The 15171-nt window shown below is 60.6% G+C and carries 14 protein-coding genes and 1 pseudogene; 7 read left to right on the top strand and 8 right to left on the bottom strand.

Annotated features, from left to right (window positions below):
- Positions 1–136 precede the first annotated feature (136 nt).
- The 3 genes from AGR7B_RS16695 to AGR7B_RS16685 are packed head-to-tail and all read right to left on the bottom strand — an operon-like array spanning position 137 to position 2281.
- Positions 137–622 (bottom strand): hypothetical protein, encoded by a 486-nt coding sequence (locus AGR7B_RS16695; protein ID WP_003524730.1) that lies wholly within the window; start codon positions 620–622, stop codon positions 137–139.
- 13 nt (positions 623–635) lie between these two features.
- Positions 636–1427 carry an SDR family NAD(P)-dependent oxidoreductase gene (locus AGR7B_RS16690; protein ID WP_080857372.1) on the bottom strand — a complete coding sequence of 264 codons (792 nt, stop codon included), beginning with the start codon at positions 1425–1427 and terminating at the stop codon, positions 636–638.
- 26 nt (positions 1428–1453) lie between these two features.
- The gene (locus tag AGR7B_RS16685; RefSeq protein ID WP_080857371.1) at positions 1454–2281 is read right to left on the bottom strand and encodes an alpha/beta fold hydrolase; all 828 of its coding nucleotides are present in this window, start codon (positions 2279–2281) and stop codon (positions 1454–1456) included.
- A 130-nt stretch (positions 2282–2411) separates the two neighbouring features.
- Here AGR7B_RS16685 and AGR7B_RS16680 point away from each other — a divergent pair, with 130 nt between their 5' ends.
- Positions 2412–3398 (top strand): GlxA family transcriptional regulator, encoded by a 987-nt coding sequence (locus tag AGR7B_RS16680; RefSeq protein ID WP_078053457.1) that lies wholly within the window; start codon positions 2412–2414, stop codon positions 3396–3398.
- Positions 3399–3494: 96 nt separating this feature from the next.
- Positions 3495–4226, top strand: coding sequence for a FadR/GntR family transcriptional regulator (locus AGR7B_RS16675; protein ID WP_035261197.1), 732 nt, complete (start codon positions 3495–3497; stop codon positions 4224–4226).
- A 50-nt stretch (positions 4227–4276) separates the two neighbouring features.
- Here the strand turns inward: AGR7B_RS16675 and AGR7B_RS26210 are convergent.
- A pseudogene (locus tag AGR7B_RS26210) lies at positions 4277–4461 on the bottom strand (LysE family translocator); the annotation flags it as partial.
- Positions 4462–4773: 312 nt separating this feature from the next.
- Here AGR7B_RS26210 and AGR7B_RS16665 point away from each other — a divergent pair.
- The 4 genes from AGR7B_RS16665 to AGR7B_RS16650 are packed head-to-tail and all read left to right on the top strand — an operon-like array spanning position 4774 to position 8282.
- Positions 4774–5796 carry an ABC transporter permease gene (locus AGR7B_RS16665; protein ID WP_020813122.1) on the top strand — a complete coding sequence of 341 codons (1023 nt, stop codon included), beginning with the start codon at positions 4774–4776 and terminating at the stop codon, positions 5794–5796.
- Positions 5796–6683: an ABC transporter permease gene (locus AGR7B_RS16660; protein ID WP_003524723.1), complete on the top strand. Its 888-nt coding sequence runs from the start codon at positions 5796–5798 to the stop codon at positions 6681–6683. The genes AGR7B_RS16665 and AGR7B_RS16660 overlap by 1 nt, the downstream gene beginning before the upstream one ends.
- A gap of 4 nt (positions 6684–6687) precedes the next feature.
- Complete coding sequence (locus AGR7B_RS16655) at positions 6688–7524, top strand: ABC transporter ATP-binding protein (RefSeq protein WP_065657147.1); 837 nt, start codon at positions 6688–6690, stop codon at positions 7522–7524.
- The gene (locus AGR7B_RS16650; protein ID WP_065657148.1) at positions 7524–8282 is read left to right on the top strand and encodes an ABC transporter ATP-binding protein; all 759 of its coding nucleotides are present in this window, start codon (positions 7524–7526) and stop codon (positions 8280–8282) included. Before AGR7B_RS16655 ends, AGR7B_RS16650 begins: the two co-directional genes overlap by 1 nt.
- A 384-nt stretch (positions 8283–8666) precedes the next feature.
- Here AGR7B_RS16650 and AGR7B_RS16645 read toward each other — a convergent pair whose 3' ends face one another.
- The 3 genes from AGR7B_RS16645 to AGR7B_RS16635 form a co-directional block, all read right to left on the bottom strand.
- On the bottom strand, positions 8667–10265 hold the full coding sequence (locus AGR7B_RS16645) for an ABC transporter substrate-binding protein (protein ID WP_080857370.1): 1599 nt from the start codon (positions 10263–10265) through the stop codon (positions 8667–8669).
- Between the two features lie 81 nt (positions 10266–10346).
- A complete protein-coding gene (locus tag AGR7B_RS16640; RefSeq protein ID WP_080857369.1) occupies positions 10347–10976 on the bottom strand; it encodes an SGNH/GDSL hydrolase family protein in 630 nt (209 codons plus the stop codon).
- A 6-nt stretch (positions 10977–10982) separates the two neighbouring features.
- On the bottom strand, positions 10983–12131 hold the full coding sequence (locus tag AGR7B_RS16635; RefSeq protein WP_065657151.1) for a mandelate racemase family protein: 1149 nt from the start codon (positions 12129–12131) through the stop codon (positions 10983–10985).
- Positions 12132–12566: 435 nt separating this feature from the next.
- On the opposite strand from AGR7B_RS16635, the gene AGR7B_RS16630 reads away from it, so the two are divergent.
- Positions 12567–13595, top strand: a complete 1029-nt coding sequence (locus AGR7B_RS16630; protein WP_080857368.1) for an LLM class flavin-dependent oxidoreductase — start codon at positions 12567–12569, stop codon at positions 13593–13595.
- Positions 13596–13673: 78 nt separating this feature from the next.
- Here AGR7B_RS16630 and AGR7B_RS16625 read toward each other — a convergent pair whose 3' ends face one another.
- Complete coding sequence (locus AGR7B_RS16625; RefSeq protein WP_065657154.1) at positions 13674–14981, bottom strand: NtaA/DmoA family FMN-dependent monooxygenase; 1308 nt, start codon at positions 14979–14981, stop codon at positions 13674–13676.
- Positions 14982–15171 lie beyond the last annotated feature (190 nt).

Here is a 15171-nt window from a genome sequence, read left to right as displayed (position 1 = left end):
TCCTAGAGACGGGATTTCTTCGTTTTGTGACGGGTGGGCTGAGATTGCCTGTATCGGACATGCAAAAACATGCCTTGCGCCCGAAATATTGGGCACAGGGCATGTTCGCGAAAACCGGTTCGAATTCAGGCTCGCTTCAGACGGCGAGCCTGCGGCGTGTCGCCTTCCAGCCAAGACAGATGGCTGCAACAAGCAGAACCGTCTGGGCGACCACGAAGGGCGGTTCATTGCCGTTCGGCGCCAGGTTGTTGAGTGTTTCTACTTTGAGAAAAGCCTGAACGATCAACACGAACATATTGAGATAAAGGCTGATCGTGGCGGTGATCGTATAAATGATGCGCGCCCTGCCATTCAGACCGTATCCATAAAGCGCAACCAGTGCGATAGCCAGAACGAGGGTCGAGATGATGCCGACGCCGAGTGCCGGTGTGAAATTTCCGATTGGAAACAGGAAGCCGGTAAGTGTGGTGGCGAGCGTGGTGACGAGGAAAATCGCCATCATGCGGGGCATCCACCGCCCCGCCGCATAAGCGGGCAGGGCGATCAGTCCGGTGGCAATGCCGATGAAGCTTAAGCCCACATGCAATGCCGTGAATTGGGGAATTGTCAGTCCGAGGATCATGATACGTCTCCCTCTATTCGGTTTTGGCTGCACGATACCGGCTGGCGGCAAGTGCATGCGACAGATTGGGCCTTAACGCCGCGCGCGCCGCAAGGAAATTTTCAAGATCGGCCGTATCCGGCAGGGAAGGAATGGTCAGCGCTTCGCCGAGGTCGAGCCCGGCAAGGGCCGCATCCACCATCTCGTAAACATCCATGACCATGGCGGCCGGAATGGCTTCGAGCCGTTCCTCTTCCCAGATCGCCGTGCGGGTGATGCCCGGCAGGACGGCCTGAACCCGCACACCGGAGGGCGAAAGCTGCGCCTGCAGCGCCTCGGTGAAGGCAAGCACGAAGGCCTTTGTGGCCGGGTAGACGGCGGTGAACGCCGCCGGCATCAAAGCTGTGACCGAGGTGATGTTGATGATCGTGCCCCTGCCATCGGCGGCAAGGCGCGGTGCGATGGCTGCCGCAAGCCGGGTGACGGCAAGAATGTTCAGGTTGATCATCGTCGTGACATAGGCCGGGTCCAGCGCCGTGATTGCGCCCTCGCCGGCAATGCCGGCATTGTTGACGAGGCCGGTAATCCGCCGGTCCTCACGCAGCCGCACCTCCACCTTTTCGAGGTCTTCCGCCCTGGAAAGATCGGCGGAGAGAACCTCGACCGCGATGCGATGATCCTTTTCCAGCTGTGCGGCGAGCGCCTTCAGCTTTTCGGCGCGCCGAGCCACAAGAATGAGATCATGGCCGCGTTTTGCCAGACGTTCGGCATAGACCGCGCCGATGCCGTCGGATGCGCCGGTGATGAGAAATGTATTCCGTGTCATGTCCGTGTCTCCTTTGTGCGGCGGTTTCAGGCGTTGATGAAGGCGAGAAGGTCGGCGTTGAACCGGTCCTGATGGGTCTGCGTCAGGCCATGGTCGGCGCCTTCATAGATTTTGAGGACCGCGTGTTTGACGATTTTGACCGTGGAAAGCGCGGATGCACCAACTGGCACGATCTGGTCGTCATCGCCGTGCAGAACCAGCGTCGGTTTGTCGAAGGCCTTCAGGTCCTGATGGAAATCGCTTTCCGAAAAGGCGCGAATACTGTCGAGTTGGCCCTTCAGGCCGCCCATCATGCCCTGCCGCCAGAATTCCTCGCGGATGCCTTCGGATATCACGGCGCCTTCACGGTTGTAGCCGTAAAAGGGAATGGTCAGATCCTTGAAGAACTGGCTGCGATTGTCATAGGTGCCCTTGCGGATACCGTCAAAAACATTGATCGGCAGGCCGATGGCATTGCTTTCCGTCTTCAGCATCAGCGGCGGCACCGCGCCGATGAGGGCGATTTTCGCGACGCGGGCCGTGCCGTGGCGGCCGATATAACGGGTGACCTCGCCGCCGCCGGTGGAATGGCCGACCAGAATGATGTCGTGAAGATCGAGCTGTTCGATCAGCTCGGCCAGATCGTCGGCATATTGATCCATGGTATTGTTATGCCAGACCTGATCGGAGCGGCCGTGGCTGCGCCGGTCATGGGCGATGGTGCGGAAACCGTTGTTAGCGAAGAACACCATCTGTGCATCCCATGTATCGGCGCTGAGCGGCCAGCCATGGGAGAAGATGATGGGCTGGCCGTCTTTGCGGCCCCAGTCCTTGTAGAAAATATGCGTTCCGTCTCTGGTGGTGATCGTTGTCATGGCTCTCTCTCCTGTTGCAGGGAGCTTGCTTGCGTCCCGTGGGAATAGAGATACTCTGGAGGGTGCCGGGGCTGGATTGGCGCTTCTGACAGAAAACGAGCCGAAACTGACAAAACGGGGTGTGGGGCGCATGGCAGGTGTAACGGGAAGCGCGCTGGAAGTGGGGCTGGTCCTCTATCGGGACTGTCAGATTGCCATGGTGCATGGCATCACCGATCTTTTCGCCATCGCGTCGGTATTTTCACAGGATCGCGGCGGGCCTAAATTGCGGGTCAGCCACTGGAGCATGGGCGAGGGCGGTGAATTTTCCCGCTGTCACGACACCGAGCCCGGCAGGCCGGGACATCCCGATATCTTCGTTGTGCCGGGCCGGTTGACCGGGCCGGCCGAAATCGCGGAAGCCGAGCCTTACGCCCGCTGGCTGCTGGATCGGCATGCGCAAGGGGCGACGCTCGCCGCCAGTTGCGGCGGTTCCTTCATTGTCGCCGCGACGGGTCTCCTGTCCGGTCGCCCGGCCACTACCCACTGGCTGTTTGCCGAGCGGTTCCGCGAACGTTTCCCCGATATCCGGCTGGAGATCGACAAGATCGTCATCGAGGATGGCGATATCATCACGGCTGGCGGGTTGATGGCGTGGACCGATCTTGGCCTGCGCATCGTCGACCGACTGCTCGGACCTTCGGTGATGATAGAAACCGGAAAGTTCCTGCTGATCGATCCCTCGGGGCGTGAACAGCGTCATTATAGCAGCTTTGCTCCGAGGCTGACGCATGGCGATGAGCCGATCCTGAAGGTGCAGCACTGGCTGCAGGCCCGCGCCGGGCGGGCGACGAGCGTTACCGACATGGCCGGCCATGCCGGGCTGGAGGAGCGGACCTTCCTACGCCGCTTCAAGGCGGCCACCGGCATGAAGCCCATCGAATATGTTCAGCATCTGCGGGTCGGCAAGGCGCGGGAATTGCTGGAATTCACCCGCCGTTCGGTCGATCAGATCGCCTGGTCGGTGGGCTATGAGGATTCAGCCGCCTTTCGCCGGGTGTTTCACCGTATTCTTGGCCTCTCACCGGGTGAATATAGGAGCCGCTTTTCCAGCAGTTCGGCCATGGCTGCAGCGTGAGGGCGGCCATTCGTCCCGGTGGTGCGCAGGCCCGGCCCTTGCAATGTAGCGGACGTTTGCTAACATGCCAGACAAGTTTAAAACAGGTGGGCCGGAATGGACGTTGAGAGCAGCACGAAGCAGGGGGTATCGCTCGCGGCGAAAATCAGTTCGGCATTACGGCGGGATCTGTCGGAGGGTGTGTTCCGCCCCGGCGACCGTCTTCCAAGCGAAAGCGAACTGACGCGTGAATATTCCGTCAGCCGAACCGTGGTGCGCGAGGCCATCGCCATTCTGCGCGCCGATGGCCTTGTTGAAGCGCGCAAGGGCGCGGGTGTTTTTGCTGTCGAAGTAAAACCGGCCAAGGAGCTGCCCTTTAACGATCTGGCCGTCGGGCGAATTTCCTCGGTGATCGAATTACTGGAATTGCGCACCGTTTTCGAGGTCGAATCCGCCGGGCTTGCGGCATCGCGCCGTTCCGCCGTGCAGGTGGAGGCGATTGTGGATGCGCATCGGCGCGTTGGTGATTGTCTCGCCGCCGGCCTGCCGACGCGGGACGCCGATTTCGAGTTCCATCTGGCCATTGCACAGGCGACGCAGAACAGGCGGTTTCCAGAGTTTCTTCAGCTCATTCGCTCCGGCATAATTCCCCGCGGCGAATTGCAGGGTGCGGCGCCCGGGTCGCGTCCGAAGGACTACAACCTGCATCTCCAGGAGGAGCATGCGAAGATCGTCGACGCCATCATCGAAGGCGATGCCGATGCCGCCCGCCAATATATGGCGGCGCATCTGCGCGGCAGCCTTGAGCGCTACAAGGTGCTTCTGCGCTCCCGCACAGCGGTGGAGTGATCCCGACCATATATCAATGGTTTACACAGTTGCCCGCCGATAGAAGGCCAGCCCAATCCTAGTGCAACCACGCCGATCAGGACGAAATCCGAGAGAACAGCGCCGGCCATGCCGATCATGGCGCGGTGTATTCCGAATCTCGAGCCATTGGCAAGCGCCAGTAAAACGGTGGGGCCGGGTGTCGCAATTCCGATAATGGCGACCACGGCAAAGCCAGAAGCGTCATGTCAGCCATATTTTCCTCCCCCTGAAGGTACGCACCTCATTGGTATCATAGCCAGGGACAGGTATCGGCGCATTCCGCAAGGCGGAGAATACAGGCTTTTGCGGTTGCGCAACGCAGGCCCTTTTCCCCCAAAAAAAACGAAAGCGGGGTGAGCCCGGTCCGAAATTTCCACCCGGGACACATATTTAGGAACCTCGTCCAACACGGATTCCGCTGGCATGCGCTTGACAGCTTCCAACACCTGTGACAACTTGCGGATAGTTGTCAGACAGGATTGCGCCCTGGTCACTTGCGCGGTCGATCTCTGGCAAGGGAGGAATCATGTCAAAAAGACGCCTTTCGCTATATGGCCTGTCCGGCCAGATCGGAAGTATTGCGGTTACGCTGCTTGGATTGCTGCTGCTGACCTTTTTTATCGGCCGCCTGATGCCCGCCGATCCCGTGCGGGCGATCGTGGGCGAGGATGCGACGCGCGAAACCTATGAACAGGTCTATCACGCGCTCGGTTTCGACCGTCCGCTGTGGCAACAGTTCTTCTATTATCTGGGAGACGTGTTCACCGGCGATTTCGGAACCTCGATCCGCACCGGGCGTCCGGTCATCGAAGACATCATCAGGGTCATGCCGGCGACGATGGAGCTGGCGACCTTCGCGATCCTGATCGGCGCCGGCCTCGGCATTCCCATGGGCGTTTATGCCGCCGTCAATAAAGACCGCTGGCAGGATCATCTGGTGCGCGTGCTCAGCCTGTTCGGCCATTCCATGCCGATCTTCTGGACCGGCATGATCGCGCTGATCGTTTTTTACGCCCATCTCGGCCTTGTCGGCGGGGGTGGTCGCATGGACCAGTTCTATATCGGTCTGGTCGAGGAGCGGACGGGCTTTCTGCTCATCGACAGCCTGCTTGCGGGCGATATGGAGGTCTTCTGGTCGGCCATCAACCACCTCATCCTTCCCGCCGCTTTGCTCGGTTATTCCTCCTCGGCCTATATCACCCGCATGACGCGCAGCTTCATGCTGGACCAGCTGGGCCAGGAATATGTGACGACCGCTCGCGTTAAAGGCCTGTCGCAGCGGCAGACGGTGTGGCTGCATGCTTTCGGCAATATCCGCGTGCAGCTCGTCACCATCATTGCGCTTGCTTACGGCTCGCTGCTGGAAGGGGCGGTTCTCATTGAAACCGTCTTCGCCTGGCCGGGTTTCGGGCAATATCTCACCAGCAATCTTATCATCGGCGACATGAATGCCGTGATGACCTGCGTTCTCATCGTTGGCGTCATCTTCATCGGACTCAATCTCCTGTCCGACATTCTCTACCGCTTTTTCGATCCGAGGACCCGCTGATGACGGCCCGTACAGAAACCTCCTTCCGCCTTCCGGTGCCCTTGAATGCGCTGAAGAACATCGTGGTTTTCCTCCTGAAGAGCCCGACATCGGCCTTCGGCCTAGCTGTGTTGCTGCTTCTGGTCATCGCCGCGATTTTCGCGCCCTGGCTTGCGACGCATGACCCCTACGCGCAGGATCTCGCCAACACGTTGAAGGCGCCGGGTAATGGCCACGTCTTCGGCACGGATGAGCTGGGACGCGATATCTACAGCCGCCTTCTCTGGGGCGCACGCATCACACTCACCATCATCTCCCTGGTCTCGATCATCGTCGGTCCCGTTGGCCTTCTGGTCGGCACGGCTTCCGGTTATCTCGGCGGCAAGTTCGATACGGTGATGATGCGCATCACGGATATCTTCCTGTCCTTCCCGAGCCTAATCCTGTCGCTCGCCTTCGTCGCAGCGCTCGGCCCGAGCCTCAACAATGCGATCATCGCCATTGCACTCACCTCCTGGCCGCCGATTGCGCGCCTTGCCCGCGCCGAAGCCATGACTTTTCGCAAGGCGGATTATATTGCCGCCGCGCGGCTTCAGGGCGCATCGCCGCTGCGCATCATCGTCAAGTCGATCATGCCCATGTGCCTGCCCTCGGTCCTCATCCGCCTGACGCTAAACATGGCGACCGTCATCCTCACCGCCGCCGGCCTCGGCTTCCTCGGCCTCGGCGCGCAACCGCCGCTGCCGGAATGGGGGGCGATGATCGCCACCGGCCGGCGTTACATGCTGGATAGCTGGTGGCTCGTCACCTTCCCCGGCATTGCGATCCTCTCCGTCAGCCTCGCCTTCAATCTCCTCGGCGACGGCCTGCGGGATGCGCTCGATCCGAAGCAGATGAACCGGAGATAGGGCCATGGAAAAACCAATCCTCGACGTCGAAAATCTCCGTATCCGTTATGGCGGCTCGCCGACTGAGGCGGTGCGCGGCATCTCCTTCACCCTTGGCCGGGAACGGCTCGGCATCGTCGGTGAAAGCGGCTCGGGCAAATCCACCGTCGGTCGCGCCCTGCTGCGCCTCCTGCCGTCGGCGACGATCACCGCCGACAGGCTGGATTTCGATGGTCTCGATCTTCTCTCGCTTGATGAGAAGGAGATGTTGAAGGTTCGCGGCCGGCGCATGTCGATGATCCTTCAGGATCCGAAATTCTCCCTCAACCCCATCCGCCGGGTCGGCGACCAGGTGACGGAGACTTATCTGCGCCACTTCAAGGCTTCGAAAGCCGAGGCCCGGGAAAAGGCGCTGGCCATGCTCGATGCGGTGAAAATCCGCGATGCCGCCCGTGTTTACGAACAATATCCGCATGAGATTTCCGGCGGCATGGGCCAGCGTGTCATGATCGCCATGATGCTGCTTGCCGATCCCGATCTCGTCATCGCCGATGAGCCGACCTCGGCGCTCGATGTGACGGTGCGGCTGCAGGTGCTGAATATTCTCGACGGTCTCGTGCGCGATCGCGGCATCGGCCTCATCATGATCAGCCACGACCTCAATCTCGTGCGCAATTTCTGCGACCGTGTGCTCATCATGTATTCCGGCCGGGTGGTGGAAACGCTCGCCGCACGCGATCTCGATCAGGCGCAGCACCCCTATACGCGCGGCCTGCTGGCGGCGCAGCCGCGTATCGGCGGCTCGCGTGCGCCGCTTGCGGTGCTCGATCGCCGCCCCGAATGGCTGGAGGAGAACGTATAATGGCCGTTTCCGTTGAAACCCGCGATCTCTCCATCACCTTCGGCAGCGGCCATACGGCGCTGAAAGTGCTGCCTTCCGTATCCTTCCGCGTCGAGCCGGGTGAGTGCTTCGGGCTGGTCGGCGAAAGCGGATCGGGCAAATCCACCGTGCTTCGCTGCGTCTCCATGCTCAACGATTTCTGGACCGGCGATATCCTCATCGACGGCAGGTCGGTGCGCGATATGCCGCTGATCGAGCGGTGCCGCATGCTGCAAATGGTGTTTCAGGACCCCTACGGATCGCTGCATCCTCGCCAGTCGGTGCGCACCGTGCTTTCGGAATCGCTTGCGATCCACAAGCTCGGCGACCGTGAAGAGCGGATGCGCAAGGTCATCACGGATGTCGGACTGCCCATCTCTTTCCTCGACCGCTTCCCGCATCAGCTTTCCGGCGGTCAGCGGCAGCGCGTGGCGATTGCCCGGGCGCTGATCCTCGAACCGTCGCTGCTGCTGCTAGACGAGCCGACGTCTGCGCTCGACGTCTCGGTGCAGGCGGAAATCCTCAATCTCCTCCAGCGCCTGCGGGAAGAGCGTGGCTTCACCTATATCATGGTGACCCACGATCTCGCCGTCGTCGACCACATGTGCGACCGCTTCGCGGTGATGCTGCGCGGCGAAATCACCGAAATCCTGCCGCGCGAGGCTATCGCCGGCAATGGCGCGACGCATCCCTATGCGCGCGAACTGATCGGCGCCTCGCTGGAATATGAAGGCGCGTGACGGCTCCAAGACCGTGCCGTCCTCCTCCGGGGCGTCACGGATAATAACATCCTCCTTCCTTGCCCGGCCCCCCTGCCGGGCATTTTTTTGGAATGGCTACGGCGGGGATGGCGGGCCGCCAATTACGCATAGGCTACTGACATAGTGCGAGACCCGCCTTCCGTCATGCCGGACTAGATCCGGCATCCAGCCACGGCGCGTCTGCGCCGTGAGAGGAGTCTTACGCGATCAAGGACTTGATCGCACTAGACCCCGGATCTAGTCCGGGGTGACGGAGTGCGGAGGTTTCGCTTGCGCCTAACACATTGAGTGAGTGGGGCTTTGTTACAGCAAAAAGGCGCGGGAGTTAACCGCGCCTTTTCTTATTCGAGAATAGGCGGCGAATTACCGCTCCTTGCTCACCTCTTCAAACCGCGAAAGCCAGGGGCTGACGATCATGCCCTTGACGTCACTGCGGAAGGCGGCGGTGTCGATGACTTCGGAGAAGGGCTGAATGGACATGACGATCTCGTCCATATAGCCCTGCAGCTCCTCATAAAGCTTCGTCTGTTTCGCCGCGTCGCGCTCGACCAGCGCTGCCTCGATCATCTTGTTCAGCTTCTCATCGAAGAAGCTGGTGCGCCAGCTCTGGTAATTGGTGAGCTTGGCATCATCGGCATTGTTGGGATTATAGGCGATGGAGCGCAGGTTGTTGTCCGGGTGCGGCTGCTGGCCGCCGCCGCCGCGGCCGAGCAGCAGTTCGAAATTCCGCTCGCGCATGGCGCCATAGATCTGGTCGCCGGAGCCGCTGATCAGCTCGGCTTGAATGCCGGCCTGCGCCAGCGTGTTCTGGATCGCCGTTGCCGCCTTCATGAAGGGGTCTTCCGAAAGCACGCGCAGCGTGGTCTTGAAACCGTTAGGATAACCAGCTTCTGCCAGAAGCGACTTGGCTTTTTCGATGTCGAGCTTGTAGCCCTGATCCGGCAGCGCGCCCATGACGCCAGTGCTGAGGGAGCGCTGATGCAGCTTGCCGTAATAGGGCATGACCGCCTTGTCGAGACCGTCGTAGTCGATCAGGTAACGCAGGGCCTCGCGCACCTTCTTGTTCGCGAAGCGCTCATCCTTCATCGAAACGCTGAGGTAATAAAAACCGGAACCGGGTGTGGATTCGATGGTGACGGCCTTATCGGCCTCAAGCGATTTGAGGTCCGGGGCCTGCAGGGAGTAGGCAACGTCGATATCGCCTTTTTCCAGCATCAGCCGCTGCGACTGCGATTCCGGCAGATGACGCATCAGAATGCGCTTCATCTTTGCCTTCTCACCCCAGTAATCGTCGTTGCGGGTAAGGATGATATATTCGTTGGATTTCCACTGCGTCAACTTGAAGGGGCCGGAGCCGGCGGAATTCAGCGTCAGCCATGCGCCGCCCAGATCGCCGTCCTTTTCATTCTCAAGCGCCGTCTTGCTGTCGATGATCGAGCCGGGGCCGTTCTGCGCAAGGATCATCAGCAGAAGGTTGGGATCGTCGGGCTTCGGGATATTCAGCACGAAGGTCTGGTCGTTTTCGGCAACGAACAGCTTGTCGGCCTCTTCCAGCTTGAAGCCGCGGGTTTTCAGGAAGGAGGATTGCGCCAGGTTGCGGGCAAGCAGCCGCTTCAGGCTCCACGCCACGTCCTTGGCCGTCACGGCGTTGCCGGAAGCGAATTTGGCATCGGCACGCAGATGGAAGCGGATCGATTTCCGGTCTTCGGCAATCTCCCAGCGTTCGGCAAGGCGAGGCTGAACGCTGCGATCTTTCGGGGAAAGCACGACCAGCGTGTCATAGACATTGTTCAGCACCTGCACGGTCTCGCGGCCGGTAATGGCGGCGGGATCGAGGGTGAGGATATTGCTCATGGTCGTGGCGACGATGAGCTGGTCTTTCGGCGTTTCGGCAAAGGCGCTAAGCGGCATGGCGCCGATCAGCAGGGCGCCAAGTGCTGCGGTTGCAAGAAAATGTTTCATCTTTCCTCCCAATACGGCCGGTTAATACGGCCTTTCCACGTTTTGATCCACACGCCCGGTTCCTCCTCGGGCGTCGCAGGATCAGCCAAGAATCTCTCTGACCGGAGCTGCGAGCGCCCGACCGATTGCCGCCGTTGCCGGCGCGTCCAGATGCACGCCATCCACCGGTGAGGCGCTGGCGACCGACCCGGCATCGAAAAAGGCATGTCCGAGTTCGGCGGCGAGTTTGCGATAAAGCGGCGCAAGCCTGAGCGATTGCCCGATATCCCGCCCGCCCGCCGGTTCGCCGCCCGGGCCCGCGACGCAGGGCGGCGGGGAGACGATCAGCAGTTTCGGAATGGCCTCACGCGGTTTGTAAATGAAGGTCTCGACAATCTGCGCCAGCCGCCGCATGCCGGAAACGGCGGCTTCCGCACGCCCGCCATGCACCGGTTTGATATCGTTGGTGCCGAGCATGACGATGACGAGATCGAGTGGCATGTGGCAGGACAGCGCGACTTCAAGCGCCCGCGCGCCATTGCGGCAGGCCGGGCCGGCATGGTCGTCGTAACAGGTCGTGCGCCCGCCAAGCCCCTCGGGGTGAACCTTTGCCTTTCCGGAAAGCGCGGCCTCCAGCACCTCTGGCCAGCGGTGTTCGGCGGGGTGCCGCAGACCCGTTGCCGGGTCCGCGCCCCAGGTGAGGCTGTCTCCGAAGGCGAGCACCGTTTTCATCGCACGTTACCTCACCCGGTTGTTGTCGATGAAGGTAAAATCGATGTCCTCGCCAAGGCCCGGCCGGTCAGGGACGTGGACGAAGCCGTCGCGGTCCATCGGGTCGGACAGCGACTTCAGATAATCGTGGCCGTCATCATATTCGAGGAAGGGGTGCAACAGGCCGCGCTCATACCAGCGGCAATTCTTGGTGGCGGCGACAACATGAAGGTTCATGGCCGTGTTGCCATGCACCTCGCACTCCATGCCGAAGGCTTCAGCCAGATGCATGGTCTTCAGCGCCGGGGTGATGCCGCCGACATCATTGACGCCGGTGCGCAGAATATCGCAGGCGCCGGATTTGATCCATTCGGCCCGGTGCCAATGTTTGCCGGCCGCACTTTCGGGGCCGACGACCGGAATATCGAGATTGTCGGAAAGCCATTTGTAGGAAGACAGCGACTGCTCATCCATCGGTTCCTCGATCCAGTCGAAACCGAGTTTTTCGAGACCACGGCCAAGCGCCAGCGCATCGGTGCGGGAATACCAGTGGAAGGCGTCGATCATCAGGCGAATATCGGGGCCGACCGCCTCGCGCACGGCCGCGCAGGCCTTGAGATCCATCTTCACATCCGGTGCCCAGCTGACGGGCGGCATCCATGTGTGCAGCTTGATGCCCTTGTAGCCACGCTTCACCAGCGTTTCGGCAAAGCGACCGTAATCTTCCGGCGTCGCCAGCCCGCCTTCCAGCTCATCGCCGCACATGATGGAGCCATAGGCGAGCACCTTGTCGCGATAGCCGCCGATCAACTTGTATACAGGTTGATTGAGCGAGCGGCCGGCAAGATCCCACAGTGCGCAATCCACCACCGCCAATGTGCGGTCGGTCAGCTGCGCGGCCGAACCGCGTTGCCAGTGAGCAAGGTCCTGCCATAGCCGTTCGCGGTCGCGATGGTCTTCACCGATCAGGACTTTCTTGACGAATTTTTCGATGACATGCGGGCGAACGATCTCCGGCGCGGTGAAAGAATGGCCTTCCTGACCGTCCTCGGTGCGGATTGTCAGCATGGCCTGTTCCACCTGATGCGCCGGACCCGGATGCGCGTGACCGGCACTGTCCGAGTGCCGACGGGTCGTCGTGCGGAAAACACGGACCTCGACGTCGGTGATGATCATAATTCCTCCCTCATGCAGGTATGGCAGCGTTTGCGATTGCTGCAATGTCATACATGTATGCGTTATTTGTCAACATGTATGATAATCTGTATTACATGTTAGTGCCAAAAATCAAGGCCATTTGCGCACGGCGTTGCACAGGTCATCGGTGAGACCGGGCTCCTGAGGGAAATTTTGCGCCTTGGCGAAAGAAAATCTGACGGGAGGCATGAGCGCGACCTATGCCGAATGGGATGTAATCCATAATTTTAGTAGACTATTGAATCGCGCAATGATCTTTCAACAAAGGCCGGGACTATAAACGAACATGCCGTGCCAGCCGTGCCTGTCATCATGCATTCTGCGTGGAAATGCGCAGCATTGAACGGCTGTCCGGGACAGGGATGGCTGCATCTGCGCTGCTGAGCTTCAACAGTCATTTCCGGATGTACAGCCATGCCTCTTTCCCATATCTCCCACTTCGCATTTCTGGTTCCCGGCAATTATCAGGACGACGATCCGGCACGGGGGCTGGAAGAAACCCTGCAGCTTTTCGAAGCCGGAGAGGCGCTGGGTTATCAAAGCGCCTGGGTTCGCCAGCGCCATCTTGAGCGGGGCGTATCATCGGCGGCCACTTTCCTCGCGGCGGCATCGCAGCGCACGAAACGGATCGGCCTCGGCACCGCCGTCATTCAGCTTGGTTATGAAAATCCCTTCAGGCTGGCGGAAGATCTGGCCACCGTGGATGTCCTGTCGCGCGGGCGGCTGAATGTTGGGGTTTCGGTAGGCGCGCCACCCTTCGCCCATCTTATTTCGGATTATGTCGATACGGTTCCCGATGCCGATTACAGCCATGCCCGCGCCGAAAAGCTGGCAAGGGCCCTGCGGTCGGAACCGCTATCCAGCGAGACGGAAGCGGGTAATGTGGCCGGCGCGCAGGTGCCGCGCCTGCGTCCAGTCGCCAGGGGGCTGACGGACCGGCTGTGGTACGGCGGCGGATCGCAGAATTCCGCGCGCTGGGCCGGCAAGGCTGGCTTCAATCTTCTGACAGGGAATATCGTCAGCGGCGAAAATACCGATGATTTTCTGACCGCGCAGGCGGCGCTGGTCAGCCGCTTCCGACAGGAATGGGCGCATGAGCGCCAGCCGCGTGTGGCTCTTGGCCGCGTGATCCTGCCGACGGATAGCGCGAGCCCTGCGACCCGCCGCCGTTACAAGGAATTCGCCGCCGAGCGTGACAAGCGCACGACCACGCCGCATGGCGCGCGCCGCACGCTTTTCCTGCCCGATATCGTTGGAACGACGGACGAAATTCTGGAGAGACTGTCGCGCGATCCCGTTCTGCCGCACGTCTCGGAATTCCGCCTCGAACTGCCCTATGAATTCCAGCCGGAAGATTATCGCCAGATCGTCACGGATTTCGCCTCCGTCCTGCCGCAGCTCTCAGGCGGGCAGCCGGTTTTGAAAGTGGCGACGGGCCAATAATATGTTCCGTTCCCGCCATTCCCGCCTCATGCGGGAGGGGCGGGAGATCGACATTTGCGATAGCGCCACCGCTGCTATTCAATCTGGATAAGGCAGGCCATAGCGGTCGCGGATCGTCGCGCCTTCATATTGGCGCGGGTAAACACCCCGATCCTGAAGCACCGGCACGACCTTTTCGACGAATTCAGCAATGTCGTCGGGTGCTCGCGGCGGCTGCAGGGTATAACCATCCACCGTGCCATCCTGCCAGAGGTCGATAATGCCATCCGCCACCTCTTCCGGCGTGCCGAGCAGCAGCCGGTGATGTCCTTCCGAGCGGCGCACGGCCTCGCGGGCGGTGAGCTTTTCGTGGGTCAGCAGGTCGGAAAGGCCAAGCCCCATGCCCACCGCCCATTGCCGGTTCTGGTCCGGGACGAAACGTTCCGCATCGAGTTTCACATCGGGATTGAAATCGCGGGGATCGATGCCGTTTTCCCTAGCGAAGCGCGCCAGCAGACCGTCTTCGGAGCCTGTTCCGCTATACAGTTCGTGTTTACGCAATGCTTCCTCGCGGGTCTCGCCGAGAATGACAACGAGGCCCGGAACGATGCGGACGCCGGAGGGATCGCGGCCGAGGGAGATGGCTCGGTCGCGGACCTTCTTGCCAAAGGCCTGGCCCGCCGGGCGTGACAGGATGTTGCAATAGATAATCTCGCCATGGCGTGCCGCCAGATCGATGCCGCCTTCGGAGGCGCCGGCCTGCGCGATGACGGGATGCCCCTGCGGCCCACGCGGAACGTTGAGCGGGCCTTTGACATGGAAATATTGCCCCTCGTGATCGATGGTTTCGGCGGTCGCCGCATCCCAGAAACGCTCTTCCGGCACCTGGCCTTCGCGGCGCGGATCCCAGCTTGACCAGAGTTTTTTCGCCACATCGAGAAATTCGGTGGCCTTGGCATATCTCTCGCTGCGCGGCGGCAGCGGATCGTTGCCGAAATTGGCGGCGACATTGGGATTGAAGGAAGAGACGATGTTGACGATCAGCCTGCCGCCGGTGACAAGGTCGATGGATTGGGTTCGTCTGGCGAAATTATAGGGCGAATTATAGGTGGAGGATACCGTTGCCACAAAACCGATATCCGGCACCTGTGCGGCAAGCGATGTCGAGAGAATGAGCGGATCGATGGTGTGAAACGGGCGGCTTGCCGGGTCGGTCAGCAGTGCCGGGTGGTCGGAAAGGAAAACCGCGTCGAACCGGCCCTTATGCGCCAGTTCCGTCAGCCGGCGATAATAGCCTATGTCATTGATGTCGTGCCGGTCTCCGCTCCGGTATTTCCAGGCATTGGCGAGGTATCCGGTGGTGTTGATGCCGACATTGAGATTAAGCCGGCGTTTGGTCTTGCTCATGCTGCCACGTTTCTTTCAGGTCTGTTGGATTGCCGGCCTGTATTGACCGGCGCAATTGCGGGAAGGGTAACAGCCGGGGGTCCGGTCGCGAGTTAAAAATCCTTGCTGCGCGGAGAAGAAAAACTTTTATTCGTGGCAGCACCCAAGCTACGGTTGAAAGGAGATAACGGCCGAGGCGGGGGTAGGGATG

The sequence above is a fragment of the Agrobacterium deltaense RV3 genome (assembly GCF_900013505.1).
Classification (GTDB): domain Bacteria; phylum Pseudomonadota; class Alphaproteobacteria; order Rhizobiales; family Rhizobiaceae; genus Agrobacterium; species Agrobacterium leguminum.
Note: the sequence above shows the minus strand (reverse complement) of the source record. Positions and strands in the feature narration are given on the sequence as shown.

Coding starts and splice junctions, on each gene's coding strand:
- AGR7B_RS16650 (WP_065657148.1), top strand. CDS start 7,524: ATGGCCGTTTCCGTTGAAACCCGCGATCTCTCCATCACCTTCGGCAGC.
- AGR7B_RS16675 (WP_035261197.1), top strand. CDS start 3,495: ATGGACGTTGAGAGCAGCACGAAGCAGGGGGTATCGCTCGCGGCGAAA.
- AGR7B_RS16640 (WP_080857369.1), bottom strand. CDS start 10,976: ATGAAAACGGTGCTCGCCTTCGGAGACAGCCTCACCTGGGGCGCGGAC.
- AGR7B_RS16625 (WP_065657154.1), bottom strand. CDS start 14,981: ATGAGCAAGACCAAACGCCGGCTTAATCTCAATGTCGGCATCAACACC.
- AGR7B_RS16665 (WP_020813122.1), top strand. CDS start 4,774: ATGTCAAAAAGACGCCTTTCGCTATATGGCCTGTCCGGCCAGATCGGA.
- AGR7B_RS16660 (WP_003524723.1), top strand. CDS start 5,796: ATGACGGCCCGTACAGAAACCTCCTTCCGCCTTCCGGTGCCCTTGAAT.
- AGR7B_RS16690 (WP_080857372.1), bottom strand. CDS start 1,427: ATGACACGGAATACATTTCTCATCACCGGCGCATCCGACGGCATCGGC.
- AGR7B_RS16695 (WP_003524730.1), bottom strand. CDS start 622: ATGATCCTCGGACTGACAATTCCCCAATTCACGGCATTGCATGTGGGC.
- AGR7B_RS16630 (WP_080857368.1), top strand. CDS start 12,567: ATGCCTCTTTCCCATATCTCCCACTTCGCATTTCTGGTTCCCGGCAAT.
- AGR7B_RS16655 (WP_065657147.1), top strand. CDS start 6,688: ATGGAAAAACCAATCCTCGACGTCGAAAATCTCCGTATCCGTTATGGC.
- AGR7B_RS16685 (WP_080857371.1), bottom strand. CDS start 2,281: ATGACAACGATCACCACCAGAGACGGAACGCATATTTTCTACAAGGAC.
- AGR7B_RS16635 (WP_065657151.1), bottom strand. CDS start 12,131: ATGATCATCACCGACGTCGAGGTCCGTGTTTTCCGCACGACGACCCGT.
- AGR7B_RS16645 (WP_080857370.1), bottom strand. CDS start 10,265: ATGAAACATTTTCTTGCAACCGCAGCACTTGGCGCCCTGCTGATCGGC.
- AGR7B_RS16680 (WP_078053457.1), top strand. CDS start 2,412: ATGGCAGGTGTAACGGGAAGCGCGCTGGAAGTGGGGCTGGTCCTCTAT.